Genomic DNA, 26,973 nt, shown 5'->3' on the forward strand with positions numbered 1-26,973 from the left:
GGCCGCAGAGTTTCATCCGAAGAGATGGGGCCGCAGCAACGGTTTAAGGCGGCGGAGTACGCCGGGATGAGTGAAATACCGAAATGCACGGAGCGTAATCATGGTGCACGGCAAGGCTGATAGCCGCGCAGATTGGGGCCAAGTAAGAGGGCTATATGAACAGATGTCAACAATCCTAGGCAAACCAAACGGCCAGGCCGCTGTCTCGGAAATTCCGGGCCCACCGGAATTGCCAGATATTATTTCAGGACCGCTGGCACTTCGATTCGGGCGTGTCTTCTCTGCCTACGCAGGCATCGAAGAGATTTTTGGGAATGATCTGCTTGAGGTAATGTCAGAAGTGGACAATCTCGATGGATCCGACCGGGATCGGTTCCGGCAACTTTATGCTGATCTACGCTTCGAGCAACTCCCACCCTATAAGGCGAGCAAGACAAAGCGACGTCGACCTCGACCGTTCGAAGCCGCAATAGAAACATGCCGACGCATTCGCGACATTAACACTCTTCGACGAGTAATCTCAAACGGGAAGGTTCCTACCGCAGGAATCCTGGGAGGGTCAGCAAACTACGGCAGGTTCTACAACGTCAAAGGGCATCCCAGACTGGAGGCTACACCCAGTGATCTAGATATTCTCCTAGTGGTGCCGAACGCCAAAGAGATACCGGAACTGTGTGCCACACTAGGCAGTTTTTGGGAGCTCGACAGCGGAGAGCTTGAGAAACTTGTGGCCCGATCACGCATCCATCAAACACTCGTTGAAACGGACCCTCAAAGCGGCACTTTGCTGAGTCAAAAGATCCCCATATGGAAGAGTTCGCCCGATGCATTTATGGAGCAGAGAGGGCTAGAATCTAATTATGACATCAGTTTGCACATAGCCAGCCTCGATGTGTTCGAGAAGATAATCCTCCACTCGATGTCGAAAATACCCGATGATAGACGCACAATGATACTCGACTATCGAGCTGACAGGCCACTGCGGAAAATGGCCAGTCGCGGGTTCAATGGCATCGACGTATTGCTTACCCAGCAATACACTAAAGTCGATTCCGGATTCCTCTCGGAGGTGCAAGTATTCGACTCCTACGGCCAAAGATTTAAGCCGGGAATGCATCAGGGATTGGTTATGCCAGAGTTTGATATTCGATGGGACGATCAACCGTTGTCGCTCCGAGCGCCGATTGCCCATTTCAAATGGAAGGTGCTTGAGAAGCTACGTCAAGAGCGAGGCCAGCGCCCATGGGAAGTCCAACTACTCAGTTTGAGTCATGCTCGCTTTAGCATCTTCGCGCCGCATGTCAAGCAGCAAGTAGACAACCTTTCGATCGAATCCTGAATTTCCCATTCAAAGATGCGCCCGCTGGAGCTGGATGGACGACGCAGCTAGAAGGGCGCCCAGCCACGACGCGAACCGCCTGAACGCAGGGTTTCTACGCGCTTCTCGACTTCTTCGGCCGCTCGCGGATTCGTGTCGGCGTTCTGCGAGAGCCACGCGACCATGAGCAGCTCGCGGACGCTGCGAAGTACAGCGTATCCCGACCACTCCCGGACTTCGAAGCCGTAACCCTGGACGAAGTCGGAGTATTCAGCCTCTGTGTGCCAGCCGAAACTGTCGTAGTACATCGCCGTCTGTATCAGGTCCCACTCCCGCGGACCCGTGACGAAGCCGTCCAGGTCGATGACCTTCGGGTGGCCAGCCACGTCACGGAGGACGTTGCCGACGTTGAAGTCTCCGTGTACAGGTCCCGCCGGGAGAGCGAACTGTAGACGGTCGTACTCAGCCGCCAACTCCTCAGCCAGAGATCGGAGATAGGCGCGGGTTCCGGCAGGGATAACGGCACGCCTCAAGCGATCTCCCACCCTGTCAAAGGGGCGAAGGGGAGGCAGAGAAAAGGGCGGCGGTTCCAATTGGTGAAGCCGCCGCAGAAGTTCGCCCATCTCGCGCGTACTGGCGTACGTGTCACCGTCGGCCAGTCTCTCCCAGAACGTCACGGGGTGACCGTCGATGACGACCGGCTGTTTGGCCGCCGTAACGAGTCGAGCCGCCGGATATTTCTCGGCAGCGAGCCATTCCGCTACGGCGACCTCCCTACGCACAGAGCTAAGTCGATCGGGACTACGGCCTACCCGGGAGACGATACGGCCGTCGTCTACACGAAACACCGCGTGATCCCCGAACCTCAGCATCGCGATTCCGTCCGGGTTCAAGTCAGCAATCTCGCATGCCTTGCGCAGGATCGTCGCCGCCGCATCCGCGTCGAATTCGGTTCGCTCGGTCGTCGTCATGCCGTCCTAGTCCTCCGTTCGGCCGGCAGGGACCGGACTTCCCGCCCCTTACCAGAGCCCTTACCGATGAGTCCCTGTCCCTCCATCTGGGCGATGGCGGAACGGACGGCGGTCCGTGACGCGCCGAACCGCTCGCATAGCTCCTTCTCGGTGGGGAAGCGGTCGCCGACCTTGACCCCCTCAGCCTCCAAGAGGTCGGTGACCTTCTCGACCAACGGACGACGGTCCCCGGTCCCTACCACGTACCAGCCGGCACCCTGTACGGATTCGATCAGTCCTTCACCCTTGAGCACTCCTAGGGCGCGCTCGATGGTGCTGCGACTGACACCGTGGTCGCCCATGAGCCGCGCTTGAGACGGCAGAGCTTCTGTGATCTCGCCCCCCTTGATCTTCTGGCGCAGAGAATCAGAGACCTCCAAGTACGTACCTCGCGGACTCGCCTGCGGCACGTAGCCTCCCCTTCCAGTTAGGTGGCGGCTTCCTCGACCGGCTACCAGCGTCCCACGCGCCCGGTTGCCCGATACCTAGTGTCCCACCTGTCCGGGTGTCCGGTTATGTCTCTCACCTGCGCAAACAGCCCGGACAGCTCAAACTGCCAGTGTCCGGGGTGTCCGGTCACAAACGGCTGTAACACCCCAGGACCGGGGGTGTTACAGCCTGTCGGCGAAGCCGACCCCTCGATGGGCGCAGGAGCCGGAGGCGACTTCGGACTTCGCACTATCTGCGATACAGGAGGGCACCACATACCTCCCGATATCAAGGAAACTGCTGGTCAGATGGCATTCGCAAGCCGAAGATTGATTGTGCTCCGGAGCCGTGTGCGCAGGTTCGAATCCTGCCGGGGGCACTTCGAGTGAAGTGCCTAAAGACCCCGCCATCAGCGAGTTCGCTGAGTGCGGGGTCTTCGCGTGTGTGCAGCCGTATGCCGCTCTGAGCGGCTCAATGTCGGGGTCCGTGGACTGTTCGTGGACACGATCTTGAGGCATCTGTTCTGGTCAGACCGAGGAATGGCGACGGCCTGGGCCGGATCCAGGGCCGCAAGCTGTTGTCCGCGCATTCGGCCAACTCGGTCGCGTCCACGCCGGAGTTGAACAAGGTCGACAGCGCCGAGTGCCATAGGTCGTATGGACGGGCGGTAAGCGGCGAGGCGACCACTCCCCCGCGCTCGTTGGTGAACAGCCGCCCGTTTTTCGCAGGGCCCAAGGTGTAAGCCGCGCGCGACCAGGGCGTTGAGAATCCGCCGACGTCATCATGTCGCGCACCGGCGTATTCGCCTTGAAATGTTGATGTCGGCGAGTCAGGTCCGCACAGAGCAGCTACATGGAACGCAACAACGTGAGTTCCGGGGAAGGGACAACTCCAGGAACCCCGCTCAAGGCCAGTCGAACATCCTCTGCGACGTCACCCTCTGCGGAATGCATCGCTTCGCCGAGAAATGCATGCGCGACGCTCTTGGCGAACGAGATCAAATCACTCTGGCTGCACACGGGTGCCGCTCGGACTGAGTCAAAGGACAGGATGTCCTCGTAGATGACAACGCCGAATCGATTAGTGAACTTGCGTTCTTGCCAGCGGAGGAAACTTAGTCCTGGGATGAACTCGGCAAGCGTGGCGACAATTTCCGAGTTGGAGAATGCCACTCCCCTGACCTTGGATTCACGGCCCACAACGATGACTACCTTGCCGCCCTCACTGACTACGCGCGCCATCTCGGTGAGCGAAAGGGCCATGTCAATGCAGTACTGGACGACGGTAAGGAACCTGTTCTGCCGGTTCTTCCTGTTGGAGCCGATTTCCGTGCGGGCCGCCGGGAGCACGTTCCAGCCGATTCTCTCCACAGCCGGACGGTAATTTTGATGATAGTTGAATACGTTGACATATGGTGGCGATGTGACCACCAGCCCGGCGCACCCGTCCTGCAGGGGCACTTTGCGGGCGTCAGCAGCAATTACTTGAGCCTCCGTGGAGGAAGGGGGAAAGTCGACGACCAGTTCGCGCACTTGCCTCCAAGCCCTGGCGATTTTGTTGGGCTCGGTTTCTTTCTTGTCGCCCATGCCGAGCAGCAACGTGGTGGCAAAAATGCGAGCGAGATCGGGATCTACGGCATTTCTGTGGCCATCAAGGAGATGATCGATCGGGCTGGTCGCAGAATCGTTGCCGAAGAGTGTCTCCCCCTGCCACAACGTCAGCTTCTCGATATGAGAGGCTGCCTGATTCAGCAGCTCATTTCGAGATTGCCGAGGGAGAGAGGCGAGCCGGAGAATTCCCGCCAGCTCCAAGGCTGCGGGGTTGATTTCACATCCAGCAGAGGGCAGTCCGCGTCGGATACTTTCAAGGACGGTTGTTCCGCTTCCGAGAAACGGATCGAACACCATCCCCGAGCCGGGATAGTAGACATCGATGAGCTTACTCACCAGTCCCGGTGTGAATTGCCCACGCCAGGGCAGCGCGCTCACACGTTCTCTCACCCGTACGTCCAGCTCGTCCTGCTGAATGAAGGATCGATCGGTTTCGCGCGCTCGCACCGCGGCGATAATGTCTTCGGCGTTCATAGCCCTTTTTCTAGAAGTATCCCTTCGCGACCACGTCTTCTTCACTCGGATCGCATGCTTCAAAGAGCGACCGGAGATGATCAACGAAGCGCTTCAGGACATCATACCTGATTGGATTGGCGTCAAGGTAATCGACATATTCATTCCTCAGCAGCCTTCGCTTCGCTGCTGATGCGTACTCCTTTCGCTTGTTTGAGCCGAGCCTCTTTCCGCGGATGATCAAGACCTCGTCGATATCCGTTCCGGCTGTGCTGATGGGCGTCATATCCAGGTATTCACAGATCAGATAATAGCGTGCGGCCGGCACTGCGACCTTGAGATCGTGAGAAGTGGCACTCGCTTCCTGAAACATGGTCTTGTCCAGGTTCGTTTTACATTCCGCTGCAACATAGGCGAGCCAAACAGCTGCGCTGGACGTTGCCGAAGGCGGAAAATTAGGCTCGAAGGATGCCTTCAAATACGCGCGCCGACTGACGGTGAAATCTTGGTCCTTCCGGCGGACCTTCATGGCAATGTCACTTGCGGAAGCGGTGAGGGAGCTTGAAAAATAGGCGGCCGCGAATGCTGGCGCCGGTCCGGCATGGAGATCCTGTTCCTTCAGTTGTGGAATCACGCGCGGATCAATGAGCCAAGGCAGGAACTCTTCAATGATCGAGTTATCGATTTTCAGTTGCCCTCGCTGACGGAACAGGAAATCAGATTCACTGTCCCAGATCAAATCGACCTCTATGCTTCTCTTGTAGGTGTTGAGCAAGTCCACGTAGGCCTTGACCAGCTCATCTCCCGTCGCGTCCACCTGCTTCATCTGAGATACCCACGACCGATACTTGTGCAACGCCTCGTTGGCTGATTCCAGATCCCCCTCCGGAAGCTTCGTATTCTTGAGCAATTCATCAAGCTTGGATCGGTGTGGAGTTGGCCTTTCACGTGCATCAGAAGGCTCACTCACGGGAGCCATCTCTCCCTCCACGGGGAAGGCTTCCTGTGTTAGGGCAGAGTCATTGAAGCTTCCGTTGCTCATGTGCGGAGCATATCCGCCTCCGATTCAGCTGATGTGGTTGTCGACTGGTTGACACCCGCCAGGAACAGGCGATTCCAGTTGGTGCGGCGCCGACGATGTCGTGCCGACCCGCGGGTTCCGGGTCGTCGAGCGTGATGCCCGGGAGCTGACGTGCCGGGTGTCTGCGGGCGGGCCGTCAACGCGGCCACCTCGTCGAGCCCCGAGACCGCGGCAGCCTGATCACCATCGCCGGGCTACCGATGGAGACATCTGCCATGTCCGCTCTTGACCGCCAGACCGCCTACTGGGACGCCGCCGCGGCCACGAAACGGTTCACGCACCCGTTGCACATGCCATGGCTGGACGGCGTCAGCCGACGTGCCGCGGTTCTCGACTACGGCTGCGGATACGGCCGGACCATGGCTGCCCTCGCGCAGCAGGGCTTCGAAAACCTCTCCGGCGTCGACACCTCGCCCGGCATGGTCGCCCGAGCCCGCAGTCTGCACCCCGCGATGCGCTTCACCGTGCTGGACGCCCCGCCGACACTGGCATGCGCGGACGCGAGTGTCGACGTGGTCATGCTCTTCGCAGTGCTGACCTGCATTCCCGGCAGCCAGGCGCAGCGGCGGCTGATCGGCGAGTTGGACCGTGTGCTCAAGCCCGGCGGGCTGCTTTACCTCAGCGACATGCTGCTGCAGGACGACGAGCGTAATCGCGACCGTTATGCCAGGTTCGCCGAACGCTACGGCACCTACGGTGTGTTCGAGACAGACGACGGCGCGGTGTGCCGGCACCACGAGAGCGACTGGTTCATGTCCCTGCTCGCCGGATGCGCTGCTGTCGACACCCGGCGGATCGCCATCACCACCATGAACGGGCATGAATCGGCAGGCATTCAGATCCTGGCTCGCAAGGCGTCCTCAGCTCACCGGTTTCCTGCCCGCTGACACGGCAGCCGGAAGACGCATCCACAGGTGTTGATGCGATGAAGGGGCGGGGCCTCCGCCCCCGCGGGGCCGGGTACTTACCCGCTGTTCACGTTCGTCATGGCGAAGGAGGTCCCTGATGAGCGCCGGGAGGCCCTGTTGCGCGCTTGTGGGAGGCGCTGACAACGGAGTTCGGCAGCGGGCGCGTTACTCCCCCGGCGGTGATGGCCCAGCTGCGTTGTCAGTGGTGGTCCGCATACTGGGCTCGACGGGTGGGGACGGGGTCGAGGGGGGCTTGTGCGGACCATGTACAGCGGAGAACTGTCGGTCAGTTATAAGCAGTTCTACGTGGAAAGCCGGGCCGATGGGCGCGGCACAGCTCATCCGTGGGATCCCCGTGCCGGGCAGAGGAACGGTCTGTGTGGTGGTGCTGTCCCCGGCCATCTCTTTCTCACCACCGGTCTGCACACCGGGCACGTCGGCCTGACCGTCGAAGTGCACGATGCCGTACCCCCGCTCGACGACGAGTGGGAGGAGGTGGTGGAGGTCTCGTTCCGGCCCGGCTCACCCTCGACAGTCGTGTTGCCGTGGGGGGATGGGCCCTTGTGCGACGTGGATCTGACCGTGACGGACTACCGGGTGCGTTACTGCGGACGCGGCATGGACCACACGCCGGACGACGAAATCGCCGTCCTCGAAGGCGGGGAGCCGTTCGATCACTATCTGCTGCAGTTCTGGCCGGCCCCGCCCGGCGAAGACCGGATCGTCCGGCAGACGTCCCGGAGCGCGGCCTATTGGCACGAAGTGGCCGGTCGCCAACCGCCGCCTCCCTCGGCGGAGGCGTGGGCCCAGGCTGAGAGGCGTCGGCGGGAGGACGAGGAGCGACTCGAAGCGGCTCGCGCAGGAACGGGCGGAAACACAGTCCTGGGGCGGGCAGTTGCCCAGTCCACGTCTGCGTGGGGTCGGTGGCCATGTGATGGGGCTCGTAGAGCTGGATCGCGAGCTCATCGACAGGGTTGAGGCGGCGGGGGCTGCGGGGCAGTGGATTGTTGCCCGCTGGGCTGCGCGCCGGGCCCTCGCGGAAGCCGGCCTGAGTGACGTCGACTGGATTGTGCCGGCGCTTGAGGCGTTGGACCGCGGGGACGAACTGCCTGCACCGTTCGACGACGAACGGCGCGCCTGGGACCGCTTCTTCGCCGATCGGCGCATCCCCCACACGTTCGTCGATACGACCGATGGCAGACCGGACGAGTTTCTGCAACAGGCCATGGCCATACCCGCGTTGTTCGCCGCGGCAGGAACCGACCCGCTGCGCGACGCACTCGACGCGCTCTTCGCCGCGGCGGCCACCTACGGCAGCGCCTGTCCACGTCTGTTCGCGGAGGCGCGACGGCAGTTCCCCATGCTCCAGCGTTAGGGGCAGTTTCGGCCGACGCCGCCATGCGGGCGGTCAGGCCGTGGTATCGATCGGTCCGCCGAAGCGCTCCTCGCGGGCTACCGTGAACGTTTCTGCTGGTCAACCCGCTGATGGTCTGACCGCTGAACGCAGTGAATCTTCCGGCGGTCCAGCTACCGATAGGGCCGAGTCCTGGTTGTCCCTGGTGATCATCACGAGATCCTCAGAAGGAGAACCGCCTTGCTCTTGCAGTACGCCGCCCGTCTCACCACCGCTCTCGCCACCGTGGGAGCCCTCCTCTTAACCGCCTCCACGGAAGCCCAGGCCGGCGCCATCGGCTCGACCCCCGTGAAGACCTTCGAGTACAGCGTGGGCGGCATGACGATGAAGGTTCCTACCGGGTGCTTTTTCACCCACATCATCCGAGGGGCCGGCCGGAAGATCACGTACCAGAACGCCGGCGTCGACTGCGCCTTCGTCGGGGCGCTCAGCAGCGGGTTCTGCAACTGGCGCATCGACTTCACCTACGGCGACACGAACAACAGGACCTATCGCACCTCGCGAGGCCGAACGCACAACGAGTGCAAGATCGACCCCATGCGGAACAACTCTCCGCAGAGGCTGCCTCGTTATGGCAAAGCATGCGCCCATCTCTACGTCAGTGGTGTGCGGCGTGTGAGTCAGTGTCACAACGTCACGGAGTGAGCGTCCTCATGGCCGAGCAGCGACATGAACCAGGATCGGATCAGACGAATCGCAACAGGGAGACTCGGCGGCGGCGAGTCGCGAACGGTGCGTTTCTTGCGGGCCTTGTGGCGGGCCTCGTCTTCTTCGGGTTCTTCCCAGGGTTGCCTCATGTCATCGACTGGGGCGCCGTCGCCGTGTCCCTCGCCGTTGGTGGGCTGGCCCGTTGGGCCTGCCAGTCGTGGATGACCCGGACGAACGAGAAGAAGCTCCAACGTAGGTGACGGGACGGCATGCCATGGACATAGACCCGGCATGCCGCGGCGCACGGGCAGAGCCGACTCGCGCTTCAGGCCGTGCGCTTCCGTGACGTCGTCTTCTTCGCCGGCGTCTTCTTTGCAGTGGTCTTCTTCGCCGTCGTCTTCTTCGCCCCCTGTGTCGACTTCGCCGTCGTCTTCTTCGCCGATGCTGATGCCGAAGTCGATGTCGACGCCGTCTTCTTCGCCGTTGTCTTCTTGGCCGTGGACGTCGACTTCTTGCCGGTCGTCTGTTTCGGTGTCGCCCGGGACGACTTGCGGGCCGGGAGGCGTCTGACCTCTGCCTTCTCGTCCGAGGGCTCCGGCTCCTCGCCCCGCGACTGCTTGGCGGCCTGCACGCTCTTCTCCAGTGCCGCCATGAGGTCCAGGACCTTGCCGCCCATTGCCGGTTCCGGGGTCGCCGGGGGTGTCTCGCCGGCCGCCTTCGCCGCGACGACCTCCTCCAGTGCTTCGCGGTACTCGTCGTGCAGTTCGTCGAGCTCGATCTCGCCCAGGGTGTCCATCAGCGCGTCCGCCAGGTCGAGTTCCTTGTCGTTGATGTTGACGTTCGTGTCGGGGGCGACGCCCTCGGGGGCGCGGACCTCGTCCGGCCACAGCAGGCCGTGCATGGCGATGGCGTCCTCCACCACCCGCAGCATGCCCAGGCGCTCCCGCCCCCGCAGCGCGTACTTCGCGATCGCCACCTTGTTGCTGCGTTTCAGGGCCTCACGCAGGAGGGTGTACGGCTTTGCGGCCGGGGCGCCGCCCGCCGCGAGGTAGTACGACGCGTCCATCTGGAGCGGGTCGATCCGGTCCGCCGGGACGAAGGCCACGATCTCGATCGTCTTCGCGGTGGGCAGCGGCAGCTGGGCGAGGTCCTCGTCCGTGATCGGGATGATCGTGCCGTCCGCGTCCTCGTACCCCTTGCCGATCTCCGCCCCGCTCACCTCCTTCTCCTCCAGTTCGCAGACCTTGCGGTAGCGGATGCGGCCGCCGTCCTCCAGGTGGATCTGGCGGAAGGAGATGGAGTGGCTCTCGGTGGCGTTCACCAGCTTGATCGGGATGCTGACCAGACCGAACGAGATGGCACCGTTCCATATGGATCGCACGTTCAGCACCCTTTCAATCGGTTTACGACGTTCCAGACAAGTTTGCGTGGGATTCTTATCGTATGACGCCGATCACAGAGGTGGAGGGGAGACGGCTCGCGCTCAGCAACCTGGAGAAGGTGCTGTATCCGGGGAACGGGTTCACCAAGGGTGAGGTGCTGCACTACTACGCGACCACCGCAGACGTCCTGCTTCCCCACCTGCGGGATCGGCCCGTCTCCTTTCTGCGGTATCCCGACGGGCCGGACGGACAGGTCTTCTTCACCAAGAACGTGCCTCCCGGTACGCCCGACTGGGTCACCACCGCCGAGGTGCCGCGAGTGGAGGGGCCGGCGCGGATGGTGTTCGTACAGGATCTGGCGAGTCTGATGTGGGCGGCCAATCTCGTCACCGAGTTCCACACGCCGCAGTGGGTCATCGGGGATCCGGGGGTCGCCGATCGGATCGTCTTCGATCTCGACCCCGGTGCGCCCGCCACCGTCGTCGACTGCTGCGAGGTCGCGGTGTGGCTGCGGGAGCGGCTCGCGGCGGACGGGTTCGACGCGTACGTCAAGACCTCCGGGTCCAAGGGGCTGCATCTGCTCGCCGCCGTACGGCCGACTCCGTCCGACCAGGTCAGCGAGTACGCGAAGGGGTTGGCCGTGGAGGCCGAGAAGGCCATGCCGCGGCTCGTCCTGCACCGGATGACGCGGAGTCTGCGGCCCGGGAAGGTGTTCGTCGACTGGAGCCAGAACGCCGCCCGGAAGACCACCGCCACGCCCTACACGCTGCGGGCACGGGCCGAGCCCACCGTCTCCGCCCCGGTGACCTGGAGCGAGGTCGAGGCGTGCGGGGCGCCGGCCCAACTGGCCTTCCGGGCAACGGACATCGCGCCCCGGGTGCAGGACTACGGCGACCTGCTCGCCCCGCTGCTCGATCCGGACGGCGCGGGATCGCTGCCCTGAGCCAGTCAGACGACGGACAGAAAGAAAGACGGACAGCCCACGCGCTGTCCCGCGTTCAGCCCTCTGGCCAATCCACGGAATTTCCCGGTCCGCCCCCGTTGCGGGTGCACCCTGGCTCCAACAAAAACCAGCCAAGGGGGGCACCCCATGACGAACGTTCTGTCAAAGGATCAGCCTGGATCATTAGCACCAGCCCACTCCCGCACCGTCCGCCGTACCGTCGTCGTCGGCTTGACGGTCCTCGCCCTCGGCGCCGTGCCCTGGGCATCCACATCGGCTTCGTCCACAGCAGCCTCATCCACATCAGCCATCCCGAACCGGGCTCCGAAGCCCGCCCCGAGTGCCGCGGTGATCAACGACTGGAGCGAGACCGCCGTCGCCGTCGTCCAGACCGACGCCAAGCGTCCGGGGCCCGAGCAGTTCCTCTGGTACGGCTTCGTCGACGCCGCCGTCTACAACGCGGTCGTCGGCATCGAGGGGCGGTACGCCGAGTACAAGTGGCACGAGCGCGGGCCGCGGTCCGCCTCCTCCGAAGCCGCCGCCGCTGCCGCCGCGCACCGGGTGCTGCTGACGTACTTCCCGGCCTCACAGTCGCGGCTCGACGCCGCCTACACCGCCTCCCTCGCCAAGATCCCGGACGGGAAGGCCGAGGACGACGGCGTCCGCTTCGGTGAGCGCGCCGCCTCGCGGATCATCCACCTCCGCGAGAACGACGGACGAGGCGCCCCGGTGACGTACGACAAACCGCCCGCGCCCGGCGTCTGGCGGTCCACCCTGCCCGCCAACGCGCCCATGGTCGACCCCTGGCTCGCGAAGGTGCGGCCGATGCTGCTCGGCTCGTCCGACCAGTTCCGGCCGGGACCGCCGCCCGCGCTGACCTCGAAGGCCTACACCAAGGACTTCGCCGAGGTGAAGGCCATGGGCGCGAAGACCGGATCGGCGCGGAACGCGGCGCAGACCGAGACCGGGCGGTTCTTCAGTGACGTGCTGCCGGTGCAGTTCCAGGCCGCCTATCGCGGGTACGTCCAGCGGCACGGGCTCGACATTGTCGAGGCCGCGCGACTCTTCGCCGCCACCGGTACGGCCACGGCCGACGCGGCGATCACCGCGTGGGACAGCAAGCTGAACTACGGCCAGTGGCGGCCGATCACCGCGATCCAGCTGGCCGACACCGACGGCAATCCCGCCACCGCGCCGGACCCGTCCTGGCTGCCGCTGCTCGACACTCCCCCCTATCCGGACTACATCAGCGGCCACTGCATCAACGACGGCGCCGTGATGCGTCTCCTGTCCCGTCTGACCGGCGGTGACATCGACTTCCGTATCTCGTCCGCGGTCACGGGCACCACTCGTACGTACACCAGTGAGAAGGACTACAACCGGGACGTGATCAACGCCCGGGTCTGGGGTGGGGTGCACCTCCGCACCAGTGACGTCGTCGCCAACAAGGTCGGCGGCCGCATCGGCGAATGGGCGCTCGACCACTACTTCAAGCCCCTTCGTTAGGAGGTCGCACAGAAGGTTGCACAGGGGGTCACACCTTCGTCCACGTCTGCCGGTCCCGTGCCATCGCGTGCAGCGCCTCCACGTCCGCCGGCTTGAGGACGCCGCCGAGGCGGGCCAGGCCGTCGAGGTCCGTGTCCTTCAGGACGCGGACCTCGCGGAGCGGGGCCGGGATCGAGACGTCCGAGGGTTCCGCGAGGGCCAGGACCGGGTGCACCTCGGCCGTGAGCGCGTACGACGCCCGGTCGGCGTCGGCGCGGACGCGGCGCAGGAGGGGGTGGGGTTCGCGGCGGCCGAGCGTGACCATGGGGTCGGCGACCGTCACCCGCTGCTTGCGGGCGTACAGCGTGTGGACGGCGAACAGGCCGCCCGGACCGATCACCAGGTGGTGGACGCGGTCGCCGCCGGGCAGCGGGATCGAGTGCAGGGTGTGCCAGCCCGCGCCGTCGAGGCGGTCCAGGGCCTCGCCGACCGTCTGTTCCGCCGCCAGCGCCCTGCGCCGGGGGTCCGGACGCAGCCGGTGGGACGGGCCGGGATCCCGGTCCAGGGCGACCAGCAGCGCCTCGCCGGGCCGGTTGGGCGCCAGGTCGTCGTCCGGGTGGAGGGAGAGCCGGGCCAGCTCGGCCGGGGTCGGCACCGGCGGCGGGCCGACCGTCACCGGACCGGTCAGGAAGGGGCCCAGGACCTGGAGCACTCCCTCCCGCTCGTCCTCGCTGAGCAGGTTGACCCGGGCGGCCTCACGGTCGTACCAGGCGATGTTCCGCCCGTCCGTGAGGCAGACGTAGAGCCGCTCCTGGCCGTGCCGCCAGGACGGTATGACACGCAGTCCGGTCATGGACCATCACCCCTTGACCATGGGAACAGGCGGGGTGCTCCCCGGGCAAGAACCCGGTTACCTTTGAGAGGAGTTGGGAGGGGCACTTGGGGAGGCCTTTGTTGCGTACCCGCAGGAAGCAACCCGACGTACCGGCTCCGGACAGTCCATGGAGCGAGATAGTGCCCGGACTGTGGATGGGCGGGCACGAGTTCAGGGGTCAGACCGGGCAACTGGAGTTCGCTGTCGTGCGGGACGAGTTCGATCTCGTACAGACCCTGCTGAGACTGCCGGGGCACGGGCCCGACCCCGGCGTGGAGCACCATGTGTGGGCGATACCGGACGGGCCGCTGGACGGCACACAGCTCGCGGGCGTGATGCGCCTGGCACAGGCCGCGAGCGAGGCACTGGACGAGGGCCGCAAGGTCCTCGTCCGCTGTTACCACGGGTACAACCGCTCGGGGCTGGTGATCGCGCACGCCCTGGTCCGCCGGGGGCACCCCGCCGAGCAGGCGATCCGGCTGATCCGTTCCCGCCGCTCGCCGTGGGCGCTGCACAACGATCTCTTCGTCGACTATCTGCGGGCGGGGCTGCCGACGGCCCGGCTGCTGGAGGAGCTGACCGAGTGAGGCAGAGCAAGGTCGGGTAGCGAGGTAATCGTTTCGCCGGACGAATAGGGTGTACCGGGTCACCGGTCGTTATGAGCCACAGGAGTCCAGTGCGCCGCACCCGCGCCGCCCGCACAGCGCTCGCCGCTGCCGCTCTCGCCCTGCTGGCGGCGGGATGCGGTGACGCGGGCGGGCTGCAGGGTGCGGGGTCGACGCCGACCGCGACCAGTCCGGCCAAGCTCTGGCCGAGCCTGACTCCCGCCTCCAGCCCCGCCTGGAACTACGACAACGGCGAGGCCGAGGCCATGAAGGGCGTCACGGCTCCGGGCGACGACATCCGCAAGGTGGATCCGGTGGACGTCATCAAGGCCGAGATCTCCCAGCATCCGGACGACTACGACGGCTCGAAAGCGCCGTATCGCGAGACGGCCCGCCGGATGGCCTACTGCGGCAAGAAGCCGGCGAACGCGAAGTGCCCCCTGCTCAAGGCGTACTACCGCGACCTCACCGGCGACGGGCACCCCGACCTGACCCTGGGTTTCCGGCTGCTGCCCGGCAACCAGACGGCCGTGCGCGTCTACACCGTCGAGGGGGGCCGGGTGATCCAGGTCATGTCCAACAACGACGCCGTGAGCGGCGTCGAGCTGGCCGGGCACTCCGTGATCATCCACGCGCCGTCCGACCTCTCGGACTACGAGTACCGCTTCCAGTGGACCTGGGACCCGGACCAGCACCTCATGCTGCTGACCCACGACGAGATGCTGCACATCGGCAAGGGCGAGCGCCTGTCGAGCCCGTCCGCCTCGCCGTCCGCGTCCCCGTCCGCCTCTCCCTCGGCGAGCCCGTGATGAGGCTCGCGCTCCCCCAGTGGGCCGGCACGCTCGCCGTGAAGGCCGCCGTCTTCATCACGGTGATGTGCTGTGCGCTCGCCGCGCTGCTCGGCGTGCTCGTCCACGTCTCGGTGACGAACCAGACCGTCGGTCAGGCCCGCGACCTCGCGTTGTCCCGGCTGGCGGACGCGACGAAGGCGTACGAGGCAGGGGACACGCTGGTGCCGGGCACGGGCGTCGATCCGCCGGGGCTGCCGGACGCACTGCGCGAGCTGGCGGTGGACGGGGACCGCGGCACGATGGTCTCCGACCGGCACGGGCGTCCCACGATGTGGGCGGCGGGTCCCGCGGACCGGAACCGGGCGCTCGCCGTCGAGGTCGACTACTCGCAGCAGTCCCGCACCATCGCCGGCCTGGACCGGGCGATCCTGTGGTCGTCGGGCCTGGCGATCGGGGCGACGCTGCTGGTGGGCGCGATCGCGGTGACCCGGGTGACCCGGCGGCTGCAGACCACGGCGCAGGTGGCCCGGCGGATCAGCGGGGGCGACCTGGACGCGCGCGTCGGCGATCCCCGTACGAAGGATCCGGCGCACCCCCATGACGAGGTGGCCGCGGTCGCCGCCGCGCTGGACTCCATGGCGGCCTCGCTGCAGGGCAAGCTGCTGAGCGAGCAGCGGTTCACGGCGGACGTGGCGCACGAGCTGCGCACCCCGCTGACCGGACTGCACGCGGCGGCCGAGCTGCTGCCGCCGGGGCGGCCGACGGAGCTGGTGCGGGACCGGGTCGCCGCGTTGCGCACGCTCACGGAGGATCTGCTGGAGATCTCCCGCCTGGACACCGGGCGGGAGCGGGTGGAGCTCGACGCGGAGGAACTGGGCGCGCTGGCCGAGCGGGTGGTGCGGGCGTCCGGCACCGACACGTCGGTCGTCGTCCTGCGGGACGCCCGGGTGGAGACCGACCGGCGGCGGCTGGAGCGGGTGCTGGGCAATCTCGTCGCCAATGGGCACAAGCACGGTCGGGGGCCGGTGTCGCTGACGGTGGAGGGGCCGGTCGTGACCGTGCGGGATCACGGGGACGGGTACCCGGACTATCTCGTGGAGCACGGGCCGCAGCGGTTCCGTACCGAGGGGGGTGCCAAGGGGCACGGGCTCGGGTTGACCATCGCGGTCGGGCAGGCGGAGGTGCTCGGCGCCCGGCTGGAGTTCGCGAACGCGGTGGATGGCGGGGCTGTGGCGCGGCTGACTCTTCGTCAAGGGGACTGAGAAGAGCTCGGGACCGCCGGCCGTTCGTCGGCCGCGGTTTTGTGAGGGCCTGTGGGGTCTCTTGCACAGTTCTCCGCAGTTCTCCGCAGTTCTCCGCGCCCCTGAAAGACCGGGCGCTCCTATGGACCAGCTTGACGGGCGGTGCCCTGGGGCTGCTCCTAATGTGGCGAATAGTCAGCTTCACCCCCGTTCGTGGAGGTACCCCCATGTCCCTGCGCAACGTCCTCACTCGCCTGGCGATAGCCGGCGCCGCCGGTGCACTCGTCACCTCCATGGCCGTCACCCCCGCCCTCGCGGACGACGACTGGAACGCCGGCAGCGGCGACCCCGGCTCCAGCAACCAGGACGACCCCGGCCAGGACGGCGACTGGAACCAAGGCGGTGACGGAAACCAGGGCGGTGACGGAAACCAAGGTGGCGACGGAAACCAGGGCGGCGACTGGAGCCAGGGCGGCAACCAGAACAACCAGCGGCTCTACCAAGGCGTCGTCACCGCGAGCGAGTTGCTGCTGCGCAGTGCGCCGAACCGCGGCAGCCAGGTGATCCGGGTCGCCCACCGGGGCCAGCGGGTCTCGATCTTCTGCAGGACCCCGGGCCAGAGCGTCCAGGGCAACCGCACCTGGTACCTCCTCACGGACGGCACCTGGGCGTGGGGCTCGGCGCGCTACATCGACACCATCGGGACTACGCCGCGCTGGTGCTGACAGTCTGAGATCACATGACCCCCTATTTGGGTAAGTTCCGGACATGACCAAGGCCGGAACCACCGTGGTACAGGCGGACACCCCCGCTCGCGCGGTACGTCTGCCCCGGCGCCGTGGCATCGAACTCGCCCTCATCGTCGTCGCCGTACTGCTCTGCGTGTACGGCTACTGCAATGTCGGCCTCGCCAGGAACGGCACGATCCCGCCCGGTGCCGCGGGTTACGGCGCCGGGCTCGGAGTGCTCGCGCTCCTCGCCCACTGCGCGGTGCGGCTGCGGGCCCCGTACGCCGACCCGCTCCTGCTGCCCATCGGCGTCCTGCTCAACGGCCTCGGTCTGGTCCTGATCTACCGGCTCGACCTGGAGACCCCCCACGACCACGCGGCTCCCACCCAACTCGTGTGGTCCACCCTGGGCGTGACCCTGTTCACCGTGGTCGTCCTGATGCTCCGCGACCACCGCGTCCTCCAGCGCTACGCCTACGTCTGCGTCGTCGCCGCGCTCGTCCTGCTTCTGCTCCCGATCCTCTTCCCCGCCGTGAACGGCGCCCGCATCTGGATCCGGATCGCCGGATTCTCCATCCAGCCGGGCGAGTTCGCGAAGGTACTGCTGGCGGTCTTCTTCGCCGCGTATCTGGCGGCCAACCGCAGCGCGCTCGCCTACACCGGCCGTCAGGTCTGGCGGTTCAGGAGAATCCAGCTGCCCACCGGCCGGGTGCTGGGCCCGATCCTCGCCATCTGGCTGCTGAGCGTCGGCGTCCTGGTCCTGGAGCGCGACCTCGGCACCTCGCTGCTGTTCTTCGGCCTGTTCGTCGTCCTGCTGTATGTCGCGACCGGCCGCACCGGCTGGATCGCCGTCGGTCTGCTGCTGGCCGCCCTGGGCGCCGTGGCCGTCGGCTGGCTGGAGCCGCATGTGCACGGCCGCGTCCAGGACTGGCTGCACCCCTTCGCGTCGATCGACGCCGGCCAGGGCCCCAACCAACTCGCCCAGTCCCTGTTCGCCTTCGCGGCGGGCGGCGTCCTCGGCACGGGCCTCGGTCTCGGCCACGCGATCCTCATCGGCTTCGCGACGAAGTCCGACTTCATCCTCGCGACGGCCGGGGAGGAACTGGGCCTGGCGGGCCTGTCCGCGATCTTCCTCCTCTACGGCCTGCTCGTGGAGCGCGGCTACCGGGCCGGCCTCGCCCTGCGCGAACCCTTCGGGCGCCTCCTCGCCGTCGGGCTGGCCTCGATCGTTGCGCTCCAGGTGTTCGTGATCGCGGGCGGGGTGACCGGCCTGATCCCGCTGACGGGCATGGCGATGCCGTTCCTCGCGCAGGGCGGCTCGTCGGTGGTCACCAACTGGGCGATCGTGGCGCTGCTGATCCGGGTGAGCCACTCGGCACGCAGTCAGTACGACGGGGAGGCGGCACCCTGATGACGCAACACATCCGGCACGCCGCCTTCTTCTGCGCCGTCCTGCTGGCCGCGCTCCTCGTCAACGCCGTCCGCATCCAGCTCTTCACGGCCCAGTCCTACGACGACAACCGCGCCAACCGCCGCTCCACGATCGCCCGTTACGGCCAGCCGCGCGGCGACATCGTGGTCGGCGGCGAGAGCGTCACCGGCTCCCGGGACTCCGGCGAGCAGCTCCGCTACGAACGGACGTACACCGACGGCCCGTTGTACGCCCCGGTCACCGGCTTCGCCTCGCAGGTGTACGGCACGACGCTGCTGGAGCACACCGGGGACGCGGTCCTGTCCGGCACCGACCCGATGCTCTCGCCGTTCCCCCTGGTGAACAACCTCACGCGGGCCCAGAACCGGGGCGGCGACGTCGTGACGACCCTCAACAGGGCGGCGCAGCAGGCGGCTTACGAGGGGCTCGACGGGCGCAAGGGCGCGGTGGCGGCGATCGAGCCGTCGACGGGGCGGGTGCTGGCGCTGGTGTCGAGTCCGTCGTACGACCCCGCCGTGCTGTCGGGGAACGCCGCGGCGACGGCGCGGTCCTGGTCCCGGCTGAACGACGACCCGGACAAGCCGATGCTCAACCGGGCGGTGCGGCAGACGTATCCGCCGGGTTCGACGTTCAAGGTGGTCACCGCGGCGGCCGCGCTGGACGCGGGTGTCGTCACGGACCTCGACCGGGCGACCGACTCGCCCGATCCGTACCGGCTGCCGGGGACGACGACCACGCTGATGAACGAGGGCGACGGATGCGAGGACGCCTCGCTGCGGGACGCCTTCGAGTGGTCCTGCAACACCGTGTTCGCGAAGCTGGGCGTGGACGTCGGCGTGGCGGACATGGCGGCGACGGCGAAGAACTTCGGCTTCAACGACGCGAAGGTGCGCATCCCCTTCTCCGTGGCGCCGAGCACCTTCGACAACTCGGTCGACAGGGCCCAGCTGGCGCTGTCGTCGATCGGGCAGTACAACACGCGGGCCACGCCCCTGCAGATGGCGATGGTCGCGGCGGCCGTGGCGAACGGCGGGCAGGTGCGGTCGCCGTACCTGGTGGAGCGGACGACCACCAGCAACGGCGCCACCGTGGGTACGGCTGGCTCGCGTCCCGCGCGCGAGGCGATGAGCCCGGAGACCGCCGACCGTATGAAGGAGCTGATGGAGGACGTCGTGACCGAGGGCACCGGCACGAACGCCGCGATCCCCGGCGCCGTCGTCGGCGGCAAGACCGGCACCGCCCAGCACGGCGTCGGCAACGCCGGGACACCGTATGCCTGGTTCGTGTCGTGGGCGCAGGGCGACCACGACCTGGATCCGAAGGTCGCGGTGGCCGTGGTGGTGGAGGACGGTTCGGCGGAGCGGGGGGACATCACCGGGGGCGGGCTGGCGGCGCCGATCGCCCGGTCGGTGATGGAAGCGGTGCTGAACTCCCCTTCACACAGCGGCAGTTGACCCGAATCGGCTCACGTACTGAGACGGGGGCTGGGCTCGGCGGAGCTCCCGACCTATCGTTCGGTCCATGACGACATCCGAAGCCGCGTACCAACTCGCCCAGGCCAATATCGGCCGCCTCAAAGCCCCCCTGGACTCACCGCAGTTGAAGGACTTCGTCGACAGCCTCGACCCCGTGAACGCCGACGCCGACGCGGCGGAGGGCTTCGTCTGGCGGCTCGAAAGCGACTCCGGCAACGCCACGGACGTGGCCGTCTTCGGCGACGAGTGGCTGATCATCAACATGTCGGTGTGGCAGGACGCCGACGCCCTGACCGCGTTCATGTACGAGGGCCGCCACCGCGAGATGCTGGCCCGCCGGCGGGAGTGGTTCGAGCGGGTGCGGGACATGATGGTCGTCATGTGGTGGGTGCCGGCGGGGCACCGGCCCACGGTGGCGGAGGCGGAGCAGCGGCTGCTGCACCTGCGGGCCAACGGGCCGACGCCGTACGCCTTCACGCTGCGGACGTCGTTCCCGGCACAGGGAGCCGAGCCGGTGCCGTTGGCGGTTCCGGACGATCTGGGGTGCTCGGTCTAGCGGCGGCGACCGGTCGTCATTCGATCGCCTTCCGGGTCTCCGAGCGGATCTGGAGGGTGGTCTTCGCGGATGCCTCGAGGTCGACGTCGGACGGGGACTGGGTGATCGTCTCCTCGGTCACCTCGGCGACCACCGCCGCGGTGTTGCCGTCCGCCCAGGCGCAGACCGGGTACGTCAGCTTCGTGCCGAGCTGCTCCTGGGTGACCACCTCGCAGGTGACCGTGATGCCCGAGCCGCCCGGCTGGAAGTCCTTCGGCTGCACGGCCACCGTCATGCCCTCGGTCTCGCCGACGCCCTTGAGCATGCCCTTGCGGCCCTGGTCGGTGTGCTGGAACCGGCCGTACATGCCGGAGATCACCAGCTGGCCCTTGGTGGTGTCGCCGCCCAGGCTGTACTGGCCGACCTTGGAGTCGGTGACCTTGGCGTCCCAGGCGCCGTCCATCTCCTTCTCGATCTTCTGACCCTCGGTGTCGGAGAGGTCGTCCGTGAGTTCGTAGCGCCCGTCCAGCAGTGTCTTGGGCAGGGTCAGGGCGAACTCGGCCTTTGGGAAGCCGCTTTCGACCTTCGCTCCGATCACCGCGAGCCCCACCACGATCGCCACGATCACTCCGACGACCCCGCCCACGATGCCGAGGATCAGCCCGACCCGCCGCTTCTTCGGCGGCGGGCCCCAGCCGTAGGGCTGCTGCGGGTAGGGGGCCCCGTACGGCGGCGCGGGCTGCTGGCCGTACGGCGGGACGGGCGCTTGGCCGTACGGCTGCGCGGGCGGCTGCTGCCCGTACGGACCGGCGGCGTAAGGGCCTTGGGGCGGCGGCTGCTGACCGTAGGGATTCTGCGACCCGTACGGTCCTTGGGGCGGCGGAGGCGGCTCAGGCGTGGACACGTCAGCACGCTACTGCATGCGGGTGACCTGTCACCCCTCGGTCATGCCCGCCTCGATCGCCTCCGTCACCTCCGACACCCGTTCCTGCTCCTCCGCCGCGAACCGTTCCGCATCCAGCTTCTCCGCGATCTCCTCGTCCTGGGCCATCAGCAGGTCCAGGTTCGAGTTGCCCATCTCGAACACGCCCATGTCGACGTACGCCTGCTGCAGCCGCTTGCCCCACAGCCCGATGTCCTTGACGCAGGGCACAATCCGCGAGAACAGCAACTGGCGGAACAGGGCCAGGAATTCGGACTGCTCGCTGTACTCCTCCGCCTCCGCCGTCGGGATGCCGAAGTTCTCCAGGACCTCGACCCCGCGCAGGCGGTCGCGCATCAGGTAGCAGCCCTCGATGACGAACTCCTCGCGCTCGCGCAGTTCCGCGTCGCTGAGCTGCTGGTAGTAGTCGCGCAGCGCCATGCGCCCGAAGGCCACGTGCCGGGCCTCGTCCTGCATGACGTAGGCGAGGATCTGCTTCGGGAGGGGCTTGTCCGTCGTGTCGCGGATCATGCCGAAGGCGGCGAGGGCCAGGCCCTCGATCAGGACCTGCATGCCGAGGTAGGGCATGTCCCAGCGGCTGTCGCGCAGCGTGTCGCCCAGCAGGGACTGGAGGTTGTCGTTGATCGGGTACAGCATCCCGACCTTCTCGTGCAGGAAGCGGCCGTAGATCTCCGCGTGCCGTGCCTCGTCCATCGTCTGGGTCGCCGAGTAGAACTTGGCGTCCATATCGGGGACCGATTCGACGATCCTCGCCGCGCAGATCATCGCGCCCTGCTCGCCGTGCAGGAACTGGCTGAACTGCCAGGAGGCGTAGTGCTTGCGCAGTTCGCCCTTGTCCTTGTCGGTCATCTTGGCCCAGTGCTTGGTGCCGTACAGGGACATCGACTCGTCGGGGGTGCCAAGCGGGTCGTACGGGTCGACCTCCAGCTCCCAGTCGATCCGCCGCTGACCGTCCCACTGCTTGTCCTTGCCCTTCTGGTACAGGGCGAGCAGGCGGTCGCGGCCGTCGTCGTACTCCCAGCCGAAGCGTGCCGCGCCGGTCGCCGGCACCTGCCAGTGGGGGTCGCCCGGGTCCTTGGCGTACAGGTCGTAAGTCGGCATGTCTCGCAGGCTCACACGTGGTAGACGCGGGGTCAACAAGTCGCGCGCGAGGGATTGACGAGCTTGCTGACAGGCAGTCTCATAAGCGGTGGAGGATGTGACCCCGGGTAACAGAGGTGGGAGAACCATGACGACCCTGACGGAAGCCGACGCGCTGGACGGGCTGCGCGACGCGCTCGGGCTGCTCAAGGACCGCGAGCAGGTGGCCGAACGGCTCCTCGCCTCCTCCGCCAAGCACTCCTTCGACCCGGACAGGGAACTGGACTGGGACGCGCCCTTCGAGGAGGGCAAGTGGTTCTGGCCGCCGGAGCTGGTCTCGCTGTACGAGACGCCGATGTGGAAGCGGATGAGCGAGGAACAGCGGATCCTGCTCTCCCAGCACGAGGCCGCGGCGCTCGCCTCGCTCGGCATCTGGTTCGAGCTCATCCTCATGCAGCTGCTGGTCAGGCACATCTACGACAAGGCGGCCACGAGCGCGCACGTGCGGTACGCCCTCACCGAGATCGAGGACGAGTGCCGGCACTCGAAGATGTTCGCGCGGCTGATCTCGCGCGGGGACGCGCCGTGGTACCCGGTGGCCCCCGTGCACCAGCACCTGGGGCGGCTGTTCAAGACGATCTCAACCACGCCGGGATCCTTCACGGCCACCCTGCTGGGCGAGGAGGTCCTCGACTGGATGCAGCGGCTGACCTTCCCGGACGAGCGGGTGCAGCCCCTGATCCGCGGCGTCACGCGCATCCACGTGGTCGAGGAGGCCCGGCACGTCCGGTACGCCCGCGAGGAGCTGCGACGGCAGATGGTGACGGCGCCGAAGTGGTCGCAGGAGTTCACCCGGGTCACCTCCGGTGAGTTCGCGCGGGTGTTCTCGGTGGCCTTCGTGAACCCCGAGGTCTACACGAACGTAGGGCTCGACAAGCGGGAGGCCATGGCGCAGGTGAAGGCGAGCGGGCATCGGCGGGAGGTCATGCAGACCGGGGCGAAGCGGCTGACCGATTTCCTGGATGACATCGGGGTACTCAGGGGGGTCGGTCGGCGGCTGTGGAGGTCGTCCGGCTTGCTGGCCTAGCCGACTGCAGCACCCCAGGGTCGCGGGGCTGCATCGATGTGCGGCTGCTCGCGCGGGCGCGAGCAGCCGCCACCCACGCGCGGACAAAAACGACCTCGCGGCTACGACGACTACGCTGCACCCATGACCCCCGCCGCCCCCGCTTACCGCCGCCTCAGCGTGGAGGAGCGACGAAGTCAGCTCCTCGAAGCCGCGCTGAACCTCTTCGCACACCGCGTTCCCGAGGACGTCTCCCTCGACGACGTGGCGGAGGCGGCCGGGGTGTCGCGACCGCTGGTGTACCGGTACTTCCCCGGCGGCAAGCAGCAGTTGTACGAGGCCGCCCTGCGATCCGCCGCGGACGAACTCCAGCAGTGCTTCGACGAGGCCCACGAGGGTCCCCTCCTCCCCCGCCTGGCCCGCGCCCTCGACCGCTATCTCGCCTTCGTCGACCAGCACGACGCCGGCTTCAGCGCGCTGCTCCAGGGCGGCAGCGTGGTCGAGACGTCCCGGACGACCGCCATCGTCGACGGCGTACGCCGAGCCGCCGCCGAGCGCATCCTCAGCCATCTCGAGGTGACGAACCCCGGGCTGCTGCTGCGGATGACCGTACGGATGTGGATCACGGCGGTGGAGGCGGCCTCCCTGATCTGGCTCGACGAGGAGAAGCAGCCGCCGCTCGACGAACTCCGGGACTGGCTGGTCGACCAGTTCGTGGCCGTCCTCTCGGTGACCGCGAGCCGGGACCCTCAGACCGCCGCGCTGGTGCAGGCGCTGGCTGAGGAAGCCTGAGACTGGTGCCGTGAAGAGCGAAGACACCCCCTTCGAGGGCGGGCCGATGGACGGCCGCGTGCTGCCGGTCATGGTGGGTCCCACCGGGCACCCGCCCAAGACGTACCGCATCCCCGTGCCGGACGCCGCCGGCGGCCCGCCCACCGTGCTGGTCTACCGGCGCGTGCCGCGCGGCCACAGCAAGCGGCTCGGGCTGCCGCGCGGGTGGAAGTACGAGTACGACCCCACGGGCAGGGAGGACAAGCCGAAGTGGCCGTGGTCCAGGCCAGACGCCACGCCGGGCGGCAAGCCGGACGACACCGACGGGTGACGAGGTTGCGCCGAACCGCGCACACCCGGCGCGCGTTCACGCCAGAGACGTCAAAGCTCACTGTGCGGAGCAGAGGGGCTGCCCCGCACCGGAGGTGATGACGTGTCAGGAAGGCTTCTGCGTCTGGTGTGTACGGCGGCAGTGGCGGCGGGCACCGTCCTCGCACCGCTGCCCGCCGCGGCCGTACCCGCACCCGAGCCGGGCGGGCGCACCGTCTCCCAGCAGCTGACGGACCTTCATCGGCTGTACCGGGAGGCCGAAAAGGCCACCGAGACCTACAACGCCACCGCGGAGAAGCTGAAGAAGCAGCGCGCCGAGGTGACCCGCCTGGACCGTGCGCTGGCCCGGGCCCGCCTCTCGCTGCACGACAGCCGGGGTGCGGCGGGCCGTCTGGCCAGGCAGCAGTACCAGGGCAGCACCGACATCTCCCCGTACGTGCGCCTGCTGCTCGCCCGCGACCCTCAGCAGGCGCTCGACCAGGGCCATGTGATCGGCCAGTTGGCGCGGGAGCGGGCCGAGACGGTCGGGCGGCTGACCGGCACCGAGAAGAAGGCCGACGAGCTCGCCCGCAAGGCCCGCAAGGCGCTGGACGACCAACTCTCCCTCGCCCAACGGCAGAAGAAGGACCGGGACGACGTACGCGGGCGCCTGAAGGACGTCGAGCAACTCCTCGTCTCGCTCACCCCCGAACAGCTGGCCACGCTCGCCCAGTTGGAGAAGAACGGGATCGCCAAGGCGCAGCAGCAGTTCATGGCGTCCGGCGCGCTGAGCGACGACCGCGAGCCGTCACGGGAGGGCGGCCGGGCACTGCGGTACGCCGTACAGCAGCTGGGCAAGCCGTACCAGTGGGGTGCGCAGGGGCCGAAGACGTACGACTGCTCGGGGCTGACCTCACAGGCCTGGGACCATGCGGGGTCGCCGATCCCGCGGACGAGCCAGGAGCAGTGGGCGCAGCTGCGGAAAGTCCCCCTCCAGCAGCTGCGCCCCGGTGACCTGGTGGTCTACTTCCCCGAGGCCACGCACATCGCGATGTACGTGGGCCGGGGCATGGTGATCCAGGCGCCGCGCACCGGCGAGGACGTCAAGGTCTCGCCGATCGCGACGTATCCGGTTCTGGGAGCGGTCCGTCCGGACGGTGGTCAGGCTCCGGCGACCGAAGCGAGGTAGGCCCCCGTCTTCTCCGGCTCATAGAAGAAGTTCTCGAAGTCGGCCGGATCGTTGAACCCGTTGGCGAACCGGTCGGCCACCGGCGGCAACTGCCCGGCCGCACCGATCAGGTTGAGGATGTGCTCCGGCGGCGGCGCCAGCATCGCGTTCGTCCACTTGGTGACGTGCTGCGCGGTGTCCCAGTAGCGCTCGAAGGTCCCACGCATCCAGTCCTCGTCGAACTCCTTCTCGCCGTGATCGAGGATCGAGGCGAGATACGAAGCCGCGCACTTGGACGCCGAGTTGGAGCCCTGGCCGGTGATCGGGTCGTTCGCGACGACCACGTCAGCGACGCCGAGGACCAGGCCGCCGCCGGGCAGACGGCCGACGGGGTTGCGGACGGTGGGGGCGTAACGGCCCGCCAACACCCCTCCCGCGTCGGTCAGTTCGACCTTCGTGGCCCGCGCGTACTCCCACGGCGTGAACTTCTCCATGAGTTCCAGGGTCAGGGAGAGGTGCTCCGCCGGGTCCTTGACGCCGTTGAAGACGTCGAGCGGGCCGCCGGGTATGCCCTCCCAGAAGAGGATGTCCGCGCGGCCCGAGGTGGTGAGCGTCGGCATGACGAACAGCTCGCCCACGCCCGGGACCAGGTTGCAGCGGACCGCGTCGAACTCCGGGTGCTCGGGGCGCGGGCCGAGCCCGTGGACGTACGAGACTGCGAGGGCGCGCTGCGGCTCGGTGTACGGCGAACGGGACGCGTCCCGGCCGAACATGGACACCAGCTCGCCCTTGCCCGCCGACACCAGCACCAGGTCGTACGTACGGGAGAAGTAGTCGAGGTCGGAGACCGCCGCGCCGTGGATGACCAACTGGCCGCCGCGCTGGGCGAACGTCTCCATCCAGCCGGCCATCTTCACGCGCTGGTCGACCGACTGGGCGTACCCGTCGAGCCGGCCCACCCAGTCGATCACGCGCTGGGTCGGGCCGGGGTCGTGCGAGCCGGGGGCCGCCACCGAGACGCCGAGTCCCTCGATCTTCGGGGCCTGGGACTCCCAGAAGTTCAGCTGGAGATCGCGCTCGTACTGCAGCGCCGTGTGGAACATGCACTGCGTCGACATGACCCGGCCGGAGCGGATCTCGTCCGCCGTCCGGTTCGACATCAGGGTGACCTCGTACCCGTGCGACTGGAGTCCGAGAGCGAGCTGGAGTCCGGACTGGCCGGCTCCGACGACGAGTATCTTCCGCATGCGGGTGGTGTCTCCTACGGACGACGA

The 26,973-nt window shown here is 67.0% G+C and carries 26 protein-coding genes; 17 read left to right on the forward strand and 9 right to left on the reverse strand.

Annotated elements, in window-relative coordinates; genetic code table 11:
* Positions 1–100 precede the first annotated feature (100 nt).
* The gene (locus tag OG303_RS17790; protein ID WP_405869370.1) at positions 101–1,339 is read left to right on the forward strand and encodes a hypothetical protein; all 1,239 of its coding nucleotides are present in this window, start codon (positions 101–103) and stop codon (positions 1,337–1,339) included.
* Positions 1,340–1,386: 47 nt separating this feature from the next.
* Here OG303_RS17790 and OG303_RS17795 read toward each other — a convergent pair whose 3' ends face one another.
* The 4 genes from OG303_RS17795 to OG303_RS17810 form a co-directional block, all read right to left on the reverse strand.
* Positions 1,387–2,289 carry a phosphotransferase enzyme family protein gene (locus tag OG303_RS17795; RefSeq protein WP_405869371.1) on the reverse strand — a complete coding sequence of 301 codons (903 nt, stop codon included), beginning with the start codon at positions 2,287–2,289 and terminating at the stop codon, positions 1,387–1,389.
* Positions 2,286–2,738 carry a GntR family transcriptional regulator gene (locus OG303_RS17800; RefSeq protein WP_405869372.1) on the reverse strand — a complete coding sequence of 151 codons (453 nt, stop codon included), beginning with the start codon at positions 2,736–2,738 and terminating at the stop codon, positions 2,286–2,288. The genes OG303_RS17795 and OG303_RS17800 overlap by 4 nt, the downstream gene beginning before the upstream one ends.
* A gap of 867 nt (positions 2,739–3,605) precedes the next feature.
* Positions 3,606–4,841: a DNA methyltransferase gene (locus tag OG303_RS17805; RefSeq protein ID WP_405869373.1), complete on the reverse strand. Its 1,236-nt coding sequence runs from the start codon at positions 4,839–4,841 to the stop codon at positions 3,606–3,608.
* A 10-nt stretch (positions 4,842–4,851) separates the two neighbouring features.
* Positions 4,852–5,862 (reverse strand): Bpu10I family restriction endonuclease, encoded by a 1,011-nt coding sequence (locus tag OG303_RS17810; RefSeq protein WP_405869374.1) that lies wholly within the window; start codon positions 5,860–5,862, stop codon positions 4,852–4,854.
* Between the two features lie 329 nt (positions 5,863–6,191).
* Between OG303_RS17810 and OG303_RS17815 the strand changes: the two genes are divergently transcribed.
* The 3 genes from OG303_RS17815 (at position 6,192) to OG303_RS17825 (ending at position 8,868) form a co-directional block, all read left to right on the forward strand.
* On the forward strand, positions 6,192–6,788 hold the full coding sequence (locus OG303_RS17815) for a class I SAM-dependent methyltransferase (RefSeq protein ID WP_405869375.1): 597 nt from the start codon (positions 6,192–6,194) through the stop codon (positions 6,786–6,788).
* 955 nt (positions 6,789–7,743) lie between these two features.
* The gene (locus tag OG303_RS17820) at positions 7,744–8,184 is read left to right on the forward strand and encodes a hypothetical protein (RefSeq protein WP_405869376.1); all 441 of its coding nucleotides are present in this window, start codon (positions 7,744–7,746) and stop codon (positions 8,182–8,184) included.
* Positions 8,185–8,409: 225 nt separating this feature from the next.
* Positions 8,410–8,868 carry a hypothetical protein gene (locus OG303_RS17825; RefSeq protein WP_405869377.1) on the forward strand — a complete coding sequence of 153 codons (459 nt, stop codon included), beginning with the start codon at positions 8,410–8,412 and terminating at the stop codon, positions 8,866–8,868.
* 328 nt (positions 8,869–9,196) lie between these two features.
* On the opposite strand, the gene OG303_RS17830 is transcribed toward OG303_RS17825, so the two are convergent.
* The gene (locus OG303_RS17830; protein ID WP_405869378.1) at positions 9,197–10,261 is read right to left on the reverse strand and encodes a Ku protein; all 1,065 of its coding nucleotides are present in this window, start codon (positions 10,259–10,261) and stop codon (positions 9,197–9,199) included.
* 53 nt (positions 10,262–10,314) lie between these two features.
* Here OG303_RS17830 and ligD point away from each other — a divergent pair, with 53 nt between their 5' ends.
* Together ligD and OG303_RS17840 are read left to right on the forward strand one after the other, a co-directional pair.
* On the forward strand, positions 10,315–11,196 hold the full coding sequence (gene ligD / locus OG303_RS17835; protein ID WP_405869379.1) for a non-homologous end-joining DNA ligase: 882 nt from the start codon (positions 10,315–10,317) through the stop codon (positions 11,194–11,196).
* Between the two features lie 348 nt (positions 11,197–11,544).
* Positions 11,545–12,702, forward strand: coding sequence for a vanadium-dependent haloperoxidase (locus tag OG303_RS17840; RefSeq protein WP_405869380.1), 1,158 nt, complete (start codon positions 11,545–11,547; stop codon positions 12,700–12,702).
* Between the two features lie 28 nt (positions 12,703–12,730).
* Here the strand turns inward: OG303_RS17840 and OG303_RS17845 are convergent, their stop codons facing one another.
* Positions 12,731–13,534: a nuclease-related domain-containing protein gene (locus OG303_RS17845; RefSeq protein WP_405869381.1), complete on the reverse strand. Its 804-nt coding sequence runs from the start codon at positions 13,532–13,534 to the stop codon at positions 12,731–12,733.
* A 101-nt stretch (positions 13,535–13,635) separates the two neighbouring features.
* Between OG303_RS17845 and OG303_RS17850 the strand changes: the two genes are divergently transcribed.
* The 7 genes from OG303_RS17850 to OG303_RS17880 all read left to right on the forward strand — a co-directional run bounded on the left by OG303_RS17850 (position 13,636) and on the right by OG303_RS17880 (position 20,383).
* A complete protein-coding gene (locus tag OG303_RS17850) occupies positions 13,636–14,142 on the forward strand; it encodes a dual specificity protein phosphatase family protein (protein WP_405869382.1) in 507 nt (168 codons plus the stop codon).
* Between the two features lie 89 nt (positions 14,143–14,231).
* Positions 14,232–14,969: a hypothetical protein gene (locus OG303_RS17855; RefSeq protein ID WP_405869383.1), complete on the forward strand. Its 738-nt coding sequence runs from the start codon at positions 14,232–14,234 to the stop codon at positions 14,967–14,969.
* Complete coding sequence (locus OG303_RS17860; RefSeq protein WP_405869384.1) at positions 14,969–16,213, forward strand: ATP-binding protein; 1,245 nt, start codon at positions 14,969–14,971, stop codon at positions 16,211–16,213. The genes OG303_RS17855 and OG303_RS17860 overlap by 1 nt, the downstream gene beginning before the upstream one ends.
* Before the next feature lie 206 nt (positions 16,214–16,419).
* Positions 16,420–16,917, forward strand: coding sequence for an SH3 domain-containing protein (locus OG303_RS17865; protein WP_405869385.1), 498 nt, complete (start codon positions 16,420–16,422; stop codon positions 16,915–16,917).
* A 43-nt stretch (positions 16,918–16,960) separates the two neighbouring features.
* Positions 16,961–18,331, forward strand: a complete 1,371-nt coding sequence (locus tag OG303_RS17870) for an FtsW/RodA/SpoVE family cell cycle protein (RefSeq protein ID WP_405869386.1) — start codon at positions 16,961–16,963, stop codon at positions 18,329–18,331.
* A complete protein-coding gene (locus tag OG303_RS17875) occupies positions 18,331–19,806 on the forward strand; it encodes a peptidoglycan D,D-transpeptidase FtsI family protein (protein ID WP_405869387.1) in 1,476 nt (491 codons plus the stop codon). Before OG303_RS17870 ends, OG303_RS17875 begins: the two co-directional genes overlap by 1 nt.
* Before the next feature lie 67 nt (positions 19,807–19,873).
* A complete protein-coding gene (locus tag OG303_RS17880) occupies positions 19,874–20,383 on the forward strand; it encodes a DUF3291 domain-containing protein (protein ID WP_405869388.1) in 510 nt (169 codons plus the stop codon).
* A 16-nt stretch (positions 20,384–20,399) separates the two neighbouring features.
* Here the strand turns inward: OG303_RS17880 and OG303_RS17885 are convergent, their stop codons facing one another.
* Both OG303_RS17885 and OG303_RS17890 read right to left on the reverse strand, forming a co-directional pair.
* Positions 20,400–21,266, reverse strand: a complete 867-nt coding sequence (locus tag OG303_RS17885) for a hypothetical protein (RefSeq protein ID WP_405869389.1) — start codon at positions 21,264–21,266, stop codon at positions 20,400–20,402.
* Between the two features lie 30 nt (positions 21,267–21,296).
* Positions 21,297–22,406 (reverse strand): ferritin-like domain-containing protein, encoded by a 1,110-nt coding sequence (locus tag OG303_RS17890; RefSeq protein WP_405869390.1) that lies wholly within the window; start codon positions 22,404–22,406, stop codon positions 21,297–21,299.
* A 127-nt stretch (positions 22,407–22,533) separates the two neighbouring features.
* Between OG303_RS17890 and OG303_RS17895 the strand changes: the two genes are divergently transcribed.
* From OG303_RS17895 to OG303_RS17910, 4 genes are all read left to right on the forward strand, one after another.
* The gene (locus tag OG303_RS17895; RefSeq protein WP_405869391.1) at positions 22,534–23,472 is read left to right on the forward strand and encodes a diiron oxygenase; all 939 of its coding nucleotides are present in this window, start codon (positions 22,534–22,536) and stop codon (positions 23,470–23,472) included.
* A gap of 123 nt (positions 23,473–23,595) precedes the next feature.
* Complete coding sequence (locus OG303_RS17900) at positions 23,596–24,243, forward strand: TetR/AcrR family transcriptional regulator (RefSeq protein WP_405869392.1); 648 nt, start codon at positions 23,596–23,598, stop codon at positions 24,241–24,243.
* Between the two features lie 10 nt (positions 24,244–24,253).
* Positions 24,254–24,553, forward strand: coding sequence for a hypothetical protein (locus OG303_RS17905; RefSeq protein ID WP_405869393.1), 300 nt, complete (start codon positions 24,254–24,256; stop codon positions 24,551–24,553).
* Between the two features lie 102 nt (positions 24,554–24,655).
* Positions 24,656–25,720: an NlpC/P60 family protein gene (locus tag OG303_RS17910; RefSeq protein ID WP_405869394.1), complete on the forward strand. Its 1,065-nt coding sequence runs from the start codon at positions 24,656–24,658 to the stop codon at positions 25,718–25,720.
* On the opposite strand, the gene OG303_RS17915 is transcribed toward OG303_RS17910, so the two are convergent.
* The gene (locus tag OG303_RS17915) at positions 25,693–26,946 is read right to left on the reverse strand and encodes a styrene monooxygenase/indole monooxygenase family protein (RefSeq protein WP_405869395.1); all 1,254 of its coding nucleotides are present in this window, start codon (positions 26,944–26,946) and stop codon (positions 25,693–25,695) included. The two genes, OG303_RS17910 and OG303_RS17915, sit on opposite strands and share 28 nt — an antisense overlap.
* Between the last annotated feature and the right edge of the window lie 27 nt (positions 26,947–26,973).

Origin of the sequence: Streptomyces sp. NBC_00005, assembly GCF_045160215.1 — a bacterium.
Lineage (GTDB): Bacteria > Actinomycetota > Actinomycetes > Streptomycetales > Streptomycetaceae > Streptomyces.